The organism is Streptomyces sp. SA15, assembly GCF_002291145.1.
Classification (GTDB): Bacteria; Actinomycetota; Actinomycetes; order Streptomycetales; family Streptomycetaceae; genus Streptomyces.
In genome coordinates this window covers 62,009-74,510 of record NZ_NTGE01000026.1, presented here as the reverse complement: position 1 = coordinate 74,510, position 12,502 = coordinate 62,009, and the positions used below count along the sequence as shown (strand labels likewise).

Genomic DNA, 12,502 nt, shown 5'->3' with positions numbered 1-12,502 from the left:
GCCGAGCACCGCAACCCAATTCCAGCCCGCTGACCGGGCTGGGGGCGGGCAGCCGTCAGATGGTGACGACGAGCTTGCCTCGGGGGTGGCCCTGCCTCAGGTGGTGGATGGCTGCGGGTGCCTCAGCGAGGGGGTAGGTGCGGTCGATGACCGGGGTGATCCGGTCCTTCTCGGTGAGGTCCTTCAGGGTCAGGAGGTCCTCGCGGCGGGTGAGGGAGACGAGGTTGCGCAGGTTTTGGGCGATGAAGGGGGAGAGCAGGACGGCCCGGAGGCCACGGCTCATACCGCCGAGGAAGCCGCTTCCTCCCTCGCCGCCGACGATGACGAGGGTGCCGCGTGGGGTGAGGGCTCGGCGGAGTACGGGCAGCGGCCGAAGTCCCGCGTTGTCGACGATGACGTCATAGCGGTGCGGGCTGTCGGTGATGTCCTCGCGCGTGTAGTCGATGACGTGGGTGGCGCCCAGGGACCGGACGAGGGCCGCGCCGGCGGGACCGCAGACGCCGGTGACCTCGGCGCCGTACATCGTGGCGAGCTGGACGGCGTACGTTCCCACGCCGCCGGACGCGCCGATGACGAGGACCCGTTGACCGGGCTGGGGGCGGGACTTGCCGCTGAGGGCCTGGAGGGCGGTCATGCCGGAGACGGGGAGGGCGGCGGCCTGCTCGAATGTGAGGTTGGCGGGCTTGAGCACAATCTTGTCGGCCTTGGCACGCGCATACTCGGCGAAGGCCCCCTCGCAGTTGCCGAACACCTCGTCCCCCGGCTTGAAGTCGGTCACCTTCGCCCCGACCGCCTCGATGCGCCCGGCCCCGTCCCAGCCGCGGACGGGGTTCTTGGGCCTGCGAAGTCCGAGGGCGACCCGGGCCACGTACGGCTTGCCTGTCATCAGGTGCCACACTTCGGGCCCCACACCGGCGGCACGTACCTCGACGAGCACCTCGTCGTCGCCCGGTACGGGGCGGTCGATGTCACGCAGGTCCAGGAGATCTTCCGACCCGTACGCATCCTGAACGATCGCCTTCATGGCCGTAGGTCCCCTTTGCGGTCTCTGACACCGAACAACCCGGGTTGCGCTGAGCATCCCGTTTACTCCGAGCATCCCGACGGATCGAACGTCTGACCAGATTCCTGAGTACGGTCTTGGGGCCGGGCGCGATGAGTTTTCCTACGGCGGACGCCCTACCGATCGACGACCCAGTGACCCGACGGGGTGCCCGTTCGTCGGCCCGCGATCAGATCCCCCACCCCGGCCCGCGCCCAAAGCTGCCCAGCCAGCCCCAGGTCACAGGGACGGTGATCCAGTACGGCCTGCCGGATCGCCTGCTGCTCGACGGCATCGAGAACCTGATGCTCGCCGACCCGGCGCCCACGCGGCCGGGCCACCAGCGCCTCGCGCCCACCCGCCAGCCACTTCGCCCACCACTTGTCCACCGCCTTGAGCGAGACCCTGAACACCGTCGCGGCGCCACCCGGATTCTGCTGTCGCGTCCATTTATGCAGGTCAAGGCTGATGCTGGGACAGTCGGACAGCTGCTGAGACACTCTCTGTCCGGTGATGCCCTGCGCACCTCGTGGCATTCTTGGCAGCGGGCAGTGGAGGCATCGAGAGGAGTCGTGGCCTGTACAGGTTCCAGCTCCTGTTGCAACACACCTGCGGCACCACAGAACAGCAGGCACGAGGGCGAGGACTGGCACGGGTAACGGGCTCAGCGACGGTCGCACAGCTTGGTTGCCGGGCTGAGCTGAAGGGCAGCCTCCGTACAACCGCCGCCCCCGTTTGGCGCGTCTCACTCATAGCGGAGCGCGCAGACGGGGGGCGGGAATGATGTCCAGCAAGACGAAGCGTGGTGTCGTCCAGAGCGTGCGGCGGTTCTTCTGGCTGCCTGAGGAGGCGCCCCGTAGGCCCGCCCCTGCATGGCCGCTGCTGCAGACCTGGCTGTACTGCATGGCCGTCGGGTTGGTTCCCACCGTCCTCGGCTGGGACGACGGCGAGGGCCCGGCCCTGATGATGACCATCACCGTCCTGGAAATGCTCCGGACCGTGATCGAGGGCGTACGGCACCGCTGGCCGGCCGTCGTCGCCGCGCTGGCGGTCGGCTGGGGCATCAACCGGCTCGCGTATGCCGCGGTGCCCGACGTCGACTCCCCGTGGGACGACTACTTCGTCTACGCGGTGTGGACTCTTGCGGCTCTGGCGACCGTCGCCGCGGTCAGTCGTCTGCCGCGGCGGCAAGCGTTCTGATCCGTAGAAGGTCGTAGAGGTCCGTACGAGAGTCCGCAGGAGAGTCCGTACGAGGTCTTACGAGACGACCGCTCCGTCCGCCGGCCGGACCCGCACCTCCGGCCCCCCGCTCCAGCCGACGTGGATCTCGTCCGCCCCGTCCACCCGCACACTGACCGTCTCCTCCAGCGGAACCGGTTCCGGCTCGGCGGTGAGACGGGCCAGCGCGACGAAAAGCGTGTCGCCGTCGCCTGTGACGCCCGTGAGCTCGTCGCTCAGACCGTGGACTGGCAGCAGCTCCGCCCGCACGCCCACGCCGTCCCCCGCCGCCCACCCGGTGACCCGCACCGGCGTCCCCGGCTCCGCGCCCGTCACCAAATGGACCCGCACCTCCGCCGCCCCGTGCGCGAGCACCACGCTGGTCACCCGCGCTCCCCCGCCCGCCTCGTGCCGCGAGGCCACCCAGCCGTCCCCGACACCCAGCGGTTCAATGCCGGTACGGCTCGGATCGTCGCCGACGATCACGCTGTTGTCGTACGAGGCAGACGAGGCAGACGAGGCAGATGAGGCCTGCGAGGCGTACGACGCCGAAGGCTCCGTCACCGTCGAGTACGCGAGCCGCGTGTAGTAGGGGTCGTAACGGACGTCCTCGCTGCCGTGGTTGTGCAGGCGGACCACGCCGTCCGAACTCGTCGACTGGAGCAGCCAGTTGGGGGCGAGGATCGGCGTCACCGCGTCCGCGCGTTCGGTCGGGCCGGGTTCCTCCGGGGCCGTCCAGACCTCGTGGTCCGGTGGGAGCAGCAGGCCGAGGAAGCCCTTGCTCGCCCAGTACGGCGACGCCGGCCCCGAATAGCCTTGGAGGACTGCGGAATTGGGGCCGTGCCAGCCGAGGGTGAGCAGGCCGTGCTCGTCGACCGCGCCCCGGTCGAGGAAGTACTTCAGTGCGCCCGAGGCCAGGCGCCGCGTCTCCCCCGGCGGCAGCGGCGTACGGCCCGTCAGGGCGCCGAGCCACAGCGGGACCGTCGTCGCGAAGCGGTAGGTCAGGGAACGCCCCTGGTGCATGGGGGCGCCGTCGCCCCCGAACAAGCGGGCGTAGTCGGCGAGGTGGGCCTCCAGTCGGCCACCGTATACATTCAACAGTCGACTGTCGTCTGCCAGCCATGCGTGCAATACCGGATACAGATGCATGGCCCAGCCGTTGTAGTAGTCGAACTTGCGGCCGTCGCCGTCCGTGTACCAGCCGTCGCCGACGTACCACTCCTCGATGCGCTCCAGGCCCCGGTCGATCGCCTTGCGGGACGCCTCGGGTTCATACCCGACCGACAGCAGGAAGCCGCCGACCGTGACCGGGAACAACTCCCAGTTGCAGGGCCAGGCCTCAGCCGTCAGCGCGTCGCCGAGCCAGGCCGCCGCGCGCTGCCGTACATCGTCGTCCAAGCGGTCCCACAGCAACGGGCGGGTCAGGCGCAGCGCGAGGGCGATCGACGCCGCCTCGACCAGCGGCTGGCTGCGGTCCTCGATACGGGGCCAGACGCCCGAGACGCCGGCGGCGAGTCCGTCGGCGTACCGCTCGAGGGCGGTCTCGTCGCGGCGGAAGGCCGCCAGCAGCAGCGTACGGGCGTAGCCCTCCAGGCCGTCGGAGAGGCGGCCGGACCGGCTCTCACGGTCGCCGGGGAAGTGGTAAAGGGCGCGGTCCTCGGTGGCGTACGGCTCCACGGCGGCCAGCAGGGCGCCGGCGGCCGCCTCCCAGTGGGCGCGGGTGTAGCCGGTGTGCGGGCTGAGGGTGCGGTCGTCGGGGGGCAGGTGCATGGCTCTCTTTCCTCGGACGGTTCAGACCTGGGGCGCCCCGGTTCCGGTCGGAGCGCCCCAGGCGTTCATCCCACCCTGGCCAGGCCCTGCGGCACCAGGTGCTGGGCGACGAGTTCGTCGCGGACCAGGCTCGCGTAGACCGTGGCGCCATGGGTGGAGGTGTGGGTGTTGTCCCGTTTCTCGTTGTAGAGGTACAGCGCCTTGGAGGCCTCGACGCCCAGGGACTCCACGACCGCCTTCGTCTTCGCCGTCAGGTCGATCAGCGGGACGTCCTTGGCGGCGGCGACCGAGCGGATGACGGCCGGGTGGTCGACGCCGAGGCCGTTGACGAGGAGTGCGGTGTTGTTGTTCAAGGTGCCGTCGGAGTTGAACCAGCGTCGCACGATCGGGGTGACGAGGACCGGCTTTCCGCCCTTCTCCCGCACACCCGCCACCAGGCTCTCAAGATTGGCCCGGTAGGTCGCCTCGTCCGTCGTCTTGTCGTTGTGGGCGAGCTGGATGAGGACCAGGTCGCCGCGGCGGATCTGCGGCTGGACCGTGGCCCACAGCCGCGTGTCGGCGAGATACGACACCGTGCTCTCGCCGGAGTCCGCGTAGTTGGCGACGGACACGCCCTTGCGCAGGTACTGGGGCAGCTGCTGGCCCCAGCCGGAGTACGGGTCGCCGGGCTGGTCGCAGACCGTGGAGTCGCCGACGAGGAAGATCTGGCGGGCGTGCCGGGCTGGTGTGACCTTGATGTCGGCGAGCGCGGGGGCCGGGCCGCCGAGTACCAGGTCCAGTCCGGGTGTGCCCTCGGGGCCGGTCGGCTCGCCCTCGGGCGTGCGGACGTTCACGGTGAAGCTGCGGGCGACCCGCTCGCCGGCGGTGACCGATGTCTCGGGGAGCAGTGAGCGCCGGGTCTCCCCGCCGATGCTCGTGCTCGACTCGGCGTCGCCGCCGAGGAGGACCTTCACGTCGTAGGTGCCGGGCGGGACGTCGAAGTGGCAGGCGGTGGCGGTGCAGTTCTCGATGCCCAGCGGTTTCCGGTCGTGGGCCTGGGCCGGTACGGCGGTCAGACCGGCGCTCAGGGTCAGCGCCGCCATTAGGGCGAGGTTGAAACGTCTCATTCGGCTCCTCCGACACTCCTGCGACAGGGCGACAAGGCCTGGCCGCAGGACGGTACCGCTGTTGGCAAGCGCTTTCTAGACCTTGGACCGGATTCGCAAGGTCGCCAACTTCGAGGGAGTGAAAGCCCTTTCGCGAAATCGATTCAACTGTCACTCTGCCAAACATCACAGGCACCCCCACCCCCACATCTCCCTCCCTCCGAAGGAGGCACCCCCATGTCCGGATCCTCGAACAGACCGGTCCGTCGCCGTACCTTCGTGCTCGGCACCGCGGCCGCCGCCGGTTCGGCCGCCCTCGCCGGGCCGCTCGCGCAGAGCGCGTCAGCCGCCGGCTTCGGGTATACAGACGACGGTTCGCAGTACGTCGTCGACACCGGCGCCAACCTCGTGTTCAAGGTCAGCAAGACCAACGGCGACCTGACCTCGCTGGTCTACCGGGGCGTGGAGTACCAGGGCTACGGCGGCATGAACTCGCACATCGAGTCCGGCCTCGGCACCTCCACCGTGTCCATCAAGCAGTCCGGTTCGACGATCCTGGTCTCCGTCGCGTACGGAACGCTGAAGCACTACTACGCGGCCCGCAGCGGCGAGAACAACGTCTACCTGTGGACCAACAAAGCCGACACGTCCGTCTCCGCGACCCGCTACATCGTGCGCGTGAAGAAGGGCCTGTTCCTGAACGACGAACCCGACTCCTACACGTACACGAACAGCACCATCGAGGCCTCGGACGTGTTCGCGAAGTCCGACGGCCAGACCCGCTCGAAGCACTTCTCGAAGCTGCGGGTGATGGACTACGACCACATCGGCTGGAGCAGCGGCGGCGTCGGGCTGTGGATGGTGCGCAGCAACCACGAGAAGGCATCCGGCGGTCCCTTCTACCGCTCCCTCCTGCGCCACCAGAGCGCGGACGGCGGCGGCCTGTACGAGATCCTGTACTACGGCCAGAACCAGACCGAGGCCCAGCGCTTCGGCCTCCAGGGCCCGTACGTCATCGCCTTCACGGACGGTGGAGCGCCCTCCTCGTCGCTGTTCCCGGGCACGCTGACCACCTCGTGGGCGGACTCGCTCGGCATCTCGGGCTACGTCGGCGCGAGCGGTCGGGGCCGGGTCTCCGGGGTCGGCATCACGGGCCGGAACACCGCGCACCCGTACACCGTCGGGCTCGCCAACTCGACGGCGCAGTACTGGGGTTCGGCGCGGGCCTCGGACGGCTACTTCTCGATCGGCGGGGTGCTGCCGGGGACATACACACTGACCGTCTACAAGAGCGAGTTGGCTGTATACAGTACATCGGTGACCGTATCCGCTGGCGGCACGACCACCCTCAACTCGATCGCCATCCCCTCCTCGAACGACCCGAGTAACGCGAGCGCGATCTGGCGAATCAACGACTGGAACGGCACACCGAGCGGCTTCAAGAACGCCGGCCTGATGACGTACGCGCACCCGTCGGACGTCCGGGCCGCCGCCTGGACCGGCAACGTGGTGATCGGCAGCGGCAGCGAGACCTCGGCCTTCCCCTGCTACCTCTGGAAGGACGTCAACAGCGGCCTGCTCGTGTACTTCAGGCTGACCGCCGCCCAGGCCGCCGCCGCGCACACCCTGCGGATCGGCGTGACGACGGCCTACGCCAACGGCCGCCCGCAGGTCACCGTCAACGACGCCTGGACGTCGGCCATCCCCTCGCCGCCCACCCAGCCGAACACCCGGTCGCTGACCAACGGCTCGTACCGGGGCAACAACCACACGTTCACGTACAGCGTCCCGGCGTCCGCCTGGAAGACGGACACGGGCCAGTACAACGTGCTCAGGATCGACGTGGTGAGCGGGTCGGGGACGACCGGCTTCCTCAGTGCGGGGACCTCGATCGATGCGATCGACCTGCTGGCCTGATCATCTTGCTGTCGGTCATGTTCCGCGCGCCCACTGCTGGTTGGTCGCTCCGTTGCAGGTGTATGTGATGATCGCGGCGGAGTTGGCGGTGGACGCGCCGTTCACGTCCAGGCACTCTCCGGTCGCGCGGGACTTGATGTTCACGTAGGAGCCCGTGGTGGTGAGCGACCACTGCTGGCTGGTGGCGGACGAGTTGCAGTTCTCCTGCGTGACAGTGCTCGCGTTCTCCTGCACGCACAGGGAGCTGCTCCGAACCATCAGCTGGTAGTAGCCGCTGCCGACGGACTTGAACCAGTACTTCTGGTTGTTGCCGCCGTTGCAGTCGTACTGCTTGATCTGCGCGCCCTGCCACAGCGACTGGCTCGTCACGTCCGCGCACCTGCCGCTGTGCCGGGCGATCAGTGTGTTGTACGTGGCGCTCGTGCCGCTGATCGTCCCGGCGGCCGTGTCGATGGTGACCTCCGGGGACCAGGACATCGACATCGAGGTGGAGTTCGGGAAGGTCAACGGCAGCCACACGTACCGCGAGTCGTTGACGGTCCCGCCGAAGGAGTTGCCCCAGCGGTCGCCCATATAGAGGTACGAGGTGCCCGAACTGCCCTGCACCGGAAGGACGTACGTCGTCTGCGAACCGTATGTCGTCGAGTCGCCGATGTTCTTCATCGCCGACCAGGGACCGGCGAGGTTCGTGGCGGTGGCGTACTGCTGCTGGTTGGGATTCCAGCCGGTCGCGCCCGAGGTCAGCATGAAGTAGACGTTGCCGCGCTTGAACAACGCCGGGGCCTCCCGGTGGCCGCCCGGCCAAGGGTTGGCCACCAGGCTCGCGATGCCGGTGTAGTCGGCGGTGAGCCGGTAGATGTGCAGGTCGTAGTTCTCGCGGGCGGCGGAGATCATGTAGCCGGCGCCGTCGGTGTCGACGTAGACCGTGATGTCGCGGGACATGTGCTGGCCGAGCGGGCGGAAGCTGCCCCGGTAGGTGTAGTTGCCGTCGACCGTGTCGGAGACGGCGACGGCGGCGCGGGCCTCGCTGTAGTCGGTGCCGTTCTCCTTGTGCATCCACATCACGAACTTGCCGGTGGAGGCGTTGTACATGACCTTGGGGCGCTCGATGTTGGCGGTGGCCAGCTCGGGGGCGCTCGACTCGGTCAGGACGTGGTTGCGGAACTCCCAGTTCTTCAGGTCGGTGGAGCGGTAGGCGTCCACGTACCGGAAGGTGTTGTCGGCGTTGCGGTGCTCGCCGAACCAGTAGTAGTAGTTCCCGACCTTGATGACACCGCCGCCGTGGGCGTGCACGGGGTTCCCCGAAGTGTCGGTGAACTGCGTGCCGTTGGTGATCGTCTGGGGTGCGGCCTGGGCGGGTCCGGCGGTGGCGAGGGCGCCGAGCAGTACCAGGCAGAGGGCGAGGAGGGTGGCGTAGGCACGTCTCATCTCACGCACTCTCCTTCGCCGTCGCGGCGGCCGTGTCGGCCACCGGTATGCCGAAGTTCGGGGTGCCGTCGGCGTTCCAGCCCAGCTTCTGGATGCGGGTGTGGCGGTTGGGGTCGTTCAGCGGGTCGCCGTTGATCTCCTTGTACTGGCGGGCGTGGTAGACGAGGACGTCACTGCGGCCGTCCTCGGCGACCGTGAAGCTGTTGTGGCCGGGGCCGTACTGCTTGGTGGTGTCGTTGCTGGTGAAGACCGGTGTGGGCGACTTGGACCAGCTGGCCGGGTTCATGAGGTCGCTGTCCACGTCGGCGGTCAGCAGGCCCATGCAGTAGTTGGCGTCGGTGGCGCTGGCCGAGTACGACATGAAGAGGCGGCCGTTGCGGGTGATGACCGACGGGCCCTCGTTGACCTTGAAGCCGATGCGTTCCCAGTCGAACTCCGGGGTGGAGAGCCGGACTTGGGGTCCCGTCAGGGTCCACGGGTTCGCCATCTTCGACAGGAAGATGCCCGTGTTGTTGTCCAGGCCGGGCTCGTGCTGCGCCCAGGCGAGGTAGCGGCTGCCCCGGTGGGTGAAGGTGGTGGCGTCGAGGGAGAAGGTCTCCCACGCCGTCTTGAGCTGGCCGCGCTCGACCCAGGTGCCCTTGAAGGGATCGCGGCTCGCGTTCTCCAGGACCCAGATGCGGATGTCCCACACCTTCTCGGCGGGCGCGGCGGCGAAGTAGATGTACCACTTGCCGCCGATGCGGTGGATCTCCGGCGCCCAGATGTGCGCGCCCATGTTTCCGGTGGCGTGCTTGCGCCAGATGACGGACTCGGCGGCGGTCGCGAGGCCGTTCAGGGTGCGGGAGCGGCGCAGGATGATGCGGTCGTACTCGGGAGCGGTGGCCGTGAAGTAGTAGAAGCCGTCGGCGTGACGGTGGATGTGCGGATCGGCGCGGTTGCGGACGAGCGGGTTCACGTAGGGGGCTGCCTTCGGGGTCGGGGCGGCGTGGGCGATGCCGGGGGTGACCGCCGCCAGGGCGCCTGCGGCCAGGGCGCCCTTCAGCATCAGTCTGCGGCTGGGGGCCTCGGAGGCTTCGGTGGCTTCGGTGGCTTCGGGCAGGTCGTTGTCGCGGCTCATACGGACTGCCTCTCGGGGGTGGGGTGTCCTGAGAGTGGCGTTCGATATTACGAACGCCATTTGTTATCACGAACGCCGAAAAGGTAAGGGTGTGGAAGGGGGAGGTCAACGGGTTGGACGGGATGAAGAATGCGGTCACGGATCCTGCCGTGTGTCTGCCGGTTCTCGTCGCCTGCCTGCAGAATCCCGTCGACAGATTTCTGTTATCGGTCGCCGTCCCGCCCCGTCTCCGCTCACGTGCGCAGCCATACCCACAAGACAGCAGCGGCCGTCGGCGCCCTCGCGGCGGTGGCCGCCCTCCTCGCCACCGCTCCCCCTGCCGCAGCGGCCGGCCCTCGTGACGTCACCGCCGACGTTCTCGCCGACCGGGACGTGACGCTCACCGGCGACACGGTCGTGACCGTGCCCTCGGGGACGACGACGTACGACGGCGTGTTCCGCGGCGAGGGGACACTCACCGTGCGCGGCGGCGGGACGCTGGTGCTGACCAAGGACAGCGACTTCACGCTGCCGAAGGCCCGGCAGCGGCAGAAGGTGAGCACGCAGGGCGGCAACCACCCCTACGTCACGGTCACCAACCCGGACCCGCCGGCGATCACGGTCGAGCGCGGCGCCACCCTGCAGTACGGCAACGGCGGTACGACCGGGCTGATCGGCCACTTTCCGTACAACACTCCGGCGTTCCGGCTCAACCAGGACAACATCCGGGTCAACGGCACCCTGCGGCTCTCCCTGAAAAGCGCCTACAACCTGGGCAACATCAGCGGCTCCGGGCTGATCACCCAGCCGAGGTTCCTCTGGGGGACCTGGGACCTGTCGGGCATCCACTCCTTCTCCGGGGTGATCGACAACGGCACGCAGGTGAACGCCGGGCGCCCGGAGTACGCGACGTCACTGCCCAACGTGCGCAAGATCCTCAACCAGGGCACGTTCACCGTCGACACCCCGCTGGGCCAGACCGTCACCATGGGCATGGACTTCTACCAGCGCGAGTACGGCAGTGACATCAACGTCCAGTCGCGGCCGGGCAGCAAGGTCGTCCTGACCGGGCAGTACAGCTGGTCGAACCAGGGCGGCGACACCGATCCCTCGCTCAGCGACCCCGCCCTGAACTGGACGCCCGCGCGCAAGAACGTCAACAAGCGCGGCACCAACATCAAGGGCGCGAACGTCCAGTGGGGCGACGGGACGACCAACAAGATCTTCATGCCCGGCACCGCCGAGACGGTCTACATCAACCTGCTGGCGGCGCGCTACCGTTCGACGCTCACCTTCGACTACAACGGCCCGGTGACGCTCGGCGCCCCCATCGGCGGCGGCGTCTTCCACGACACCCTGTCCGCGCCCGGCGCCGGGGACATCGTGATCGCGGGGACACGCGGGAACGACGTCACCTTCGCGGCGAAGCAGTACTACGACGGCTCGACGACCGTGGAGAAGGGTGCGGTGCTGAGGCTGGGGTCGAGGCAGGGGGACGGTTCCCTGCTGATGGGCGGCGAGCGCCGTCGGGTGGTGAACGACGGGACGCTGGTGGTGCAGAACGCCTCGACGCCGGTGTCGCTGTCGCGGGTGAGCGGCTCCGGGGCGTTCGTCCAGTCCGGCGCCGCGACGACGACGCTGACGGGCACGGCGGTGACGTACACGGGGACGACGACCGTCAAGAAGGGGACTCTCGCGCTGCGCTCCGGAGCGAGGCTCGCCCGCAGCAGGTCGATCCGGCTCACCTCGGCGGGGGCGCGGCTGGACGCGGGGACGGCGGGGCTGCAGGTGACGACCACGTTGACCGGCACGGGGACGGTGAAGGGGGTGGTGACGAACGAGGGTGTCGTCTCGAGCGGGCTCACCGTCTCCGGCGGCTACACGCAGAAGGCGAAGGGCGAACTGGTCCTGCGGGACAAGCCGTTGAAGGTGACGGGGCCGGTGCGGCTGGCCGGGGACCTGGATCTGTCCGCCGCCGCGACCGACCCTGCACGCAAGATCACGGTGCTCGACCACGCGGGGGGCTCGAAGACCACCGGCACGTTCCGCGGCCTGAAGGAGGGCGCGAAGCTGAAGCTCGACGACACGACGTACCGGATCAGCTATCGGGGCGGGGACGGCAACGACGTCGTGCTCAGCGCGGCCGCCGCTAGCGACGCGGCGCCGAGCGCCCGGCCCTCCGCCGCGGCCGGTGGGGTCCCGGCCGCCGATCCGCGCAACGCGAGTGCCGCGAGCAACGGGCTGGGCTGGTGGCCGTACGTGCTTGCCGTCGGGCTGCTGATCGGGCTCGTGGTGCCCGTGGCTCGGCGTACACGCCGTGGACGGCGCAGGGGTGGACGGCATGCGGCGCAGGGCTAGGTGTGCTGTCCCGTCACCAACGTCCCGGGACAGCACACCTAGGGCCCATGCCGTTGCTTTAGCTTGCGGGCGTAGCGGCTGGGACCGTCTCGGAGGTGGTGCCGGTGGCCGAGGGGTGTGCCGGGGTTATCGGGTCTTGGGCTGTTGCCCTCGGTGTATCCGCCGGGCCTGGTGGACCGTGTCGTGGCCGCGTGCGGCCGTGGACAGCAACGCAGACGCCCGGGCGCCGTATGTACTCCCCAGGTCGGACAAGCCGTTCCCGGCCGGGCATGCCGAGTTGGACCACACTGAGCTGGCGGAGGGTCAACCGAACGCGGTGATCTTCCACAACGCCCTGGACATCGCGGAGATCGTCCGCCAGCTCCTGGAGGAGGGCTGGGAGACCGACCCGGAGGACCTGGCCCACATCTCGCCGTACCTGACCGAGCACATCAAAGGGTTCGGCGAGTACTCCACCCACGAACTCGGCATCCAGCCCGAAGCGTACGAGACGAAGCTGGATGTGGATTTCACGCAGCTCCGGGAGGACAGCCTGCCCAGCGAGGGCCTCGGTCAGGCGGCCTGACCACCCACGCTAGGCGAGCCACA

At 68.9% G+C, this 12,502-nt stretch carries 9 protein-coding genes and 1 pseudogene; 4 read left to right on the top strand and 6 right to left on the bottom strand.

Annotated elements, in window-relative coordinates; all coding sequences use genetic code 11:
* Positions 1-55 precede the first annotated feature (55 nt).
* Complete coding sequence (locus CLM62_RS04575; RefSeq protein ID WP_095748569.1) at positions 56-1,024, bottom strand: NAD(P)-dependent alcohol dehydrogenase; 969 nt, start codon at positions 1,022-1,024, stop codon at positions 56-58.
* A gap of 203 nt (positions 1,025-1,227) precedes the next feature.
* Positions 1,228-1,500 (bottom strand): annotated as a pseudogene (locus CLM62_RS04570) (helix-turn-helix domain-containing protein); the annotation flags it as partial.
* 325 nt (positions 1,501-1,825) lie between these two features.
* Between CLM62_RS04570 and CLM62_RS04565 the strand changes: the two are divergent.
* Complete coding sequence (locus CLM62_RS04565) at positions 1,826-2,242, top strand: hypothetical protein (protein ID WP_143658935.1); 417 nt, start codon at positions 1,826-1,828, stop codon at positions 2,240-2,242.
* A gap of 57 nt (positions 2,243-2,299) precedes the next feature.
* Here the strand turns inward: CLM62_RS04565 and CLM62_RS04560 are convergent, their stop codons facing one another.
* Complete coding sequence (locus CLM62_RS04560) at positions 2,300-4,030, bottom strand: DUF2264 domain-containing protein (RefSeq protein WP_095748567.1); 1,731 nt, start codon at positions 4,028-4,030, stop codon at positions 2,300-2,302.
* A gap of 65 nt (positions 4,031-4,095) precedes the next feature.
* Positions 4,096-5,136 carry a rhamnogalacturonan acetylesterase gene (locus CLM62_RS04555; RefSeq protein WP_095748566.1) on the bottom strand — a complete coding sequence of 347 codons (1,041 nt, stop codon included), beginning with the start codon at positions 5,134-5,136 and terminating at the stop codon, positions 4,096-4,098.
* 216 nt (positions 5,137-5,352) lie between these two features.
* Here CLM62_RS04555 and CLM62_RS04550 point away from each other — a divergent pair, with 216 nt between their 5' ends.
* Entirely contained in the window at positions 5,353-7,032 is a 1,680-nt protein-coding gene (locus tag CLM62_RS04550) for a rhamnogalacturonan lyase B N-terminal domain-containing protein (RefSeq protein WP_095748565.1), read from the top strand.
* 15 nt (positions 7,033-7,047) lie between these two features.
* Here the strand turns inward: CLM62_RS04550 and CLM62_RS04545 are convergent, their stop codons facing one another.
* Together CLM62_RS04545 and CLM62_RS04540 are read right to left on the bottom strand one after the other, a co-directional pair.
* Entirely contained in the window at positions 7,048-8,460 is a 1,413-nt protein-coding gene (locus tag CLM62_RS04545; RefSeq protein ID WP_095748564.1) for an RICIN domain-containing protein, read from the bottom strand.
* A gap of 1 nt (position 8,461) precedes the next feature.
* A complete protein-coding gene (locus tag CLM62_RS04540; protein ID WP_095748563.1) occupies positions 8,462-9,577 on the bottom strand; it encodes a family 43 glycosylhydrolase in 1,116 nt (371 codons plus the stop codon).
* A 237-nt stretch (positions 9,578-9,814) separates the two neighbouring features.
* Here CLM62_RS04540 and CLM62_RS04535 point away from each other — a divergent pair, with 237 nt between their 5' ends.
* Both CLM62_RS04535 and CLM62_RS48530 read left to right on the top strand, forming a co-directional pair.
* Positions 9,815-11,914 (top strand): autotransporter, encoded by a 2,100-nt coding sequence (locus CLM62_RS04535; protein WP_095748562.1) that lies wholly within the window; start codon positions 9,815-9,817, stop codon positions 11,912-11,914.
* Positions 11,915-12,113: 199 nt separating this feature from the next.
* A complete protein-coding gene (locus CLM62_RS48530; RefSeq protein ID WP_373559106.1) occupies positions 12,114-12,479 on the top strand; it encodes a Tn3 family transposase in 366 nt (121 codons plus the stop codon).
* The last annotated feature ends 23 nt before the right edge of the window (positions 12,480-12,502 follow it).

Coding starts and splice junctions, on each gene's coding strand:
- CLM62_RS04575 (WP_095748569.1), bottom strand. CDS start 1,024: ATGAAGGCGATCGTTCAGGATGCGTACGGGTCGGAAGATCTCCTGGAC.
- CLM62_RS04565 (WP_143658935.1), top strand. CDS start 1,826: ATGTCCAGCAAGACGAAGCGTGGTGTCGTCCAGAGCGTGCGGCGGTTC.
- CLM62_RS04560 (WP_095748567.1), bottom strand. CDS start 4,030: ATGCACCTGCCCCCCGACGACCGCACCCTCAGCCCGCACACCGGCTAC.
- CLM62_RS04555 (WP_095748566.1), bottom strand. CDS start 5,136: ATGAGACGTTTCAACCTCGCCCTAATGGCGGCGCTGACCCTGAGCGCC.
- CLM62_RS04550 (WP_095748565.1), top strand. CDS start 5,353: ATGTCCGGATCCTCGAACAGACCGGTCCGTCGCCGTACCTTCGTGCTC.
- CLM62_RS04545 (WP_095748564.1), bottom strand. CDS start 8,460: ATGAGACGTGCCTACGCCACCCTCCTCGCCCTCTGCCTGGTACTGCTC.
- CLM62_RS04540 (WP_095748563.1), bottom strand. CDS start 9,577: ATGAGCCGCGACAACGACCTGCCCGAAGCCACCGAAGCCACCGAAGCC.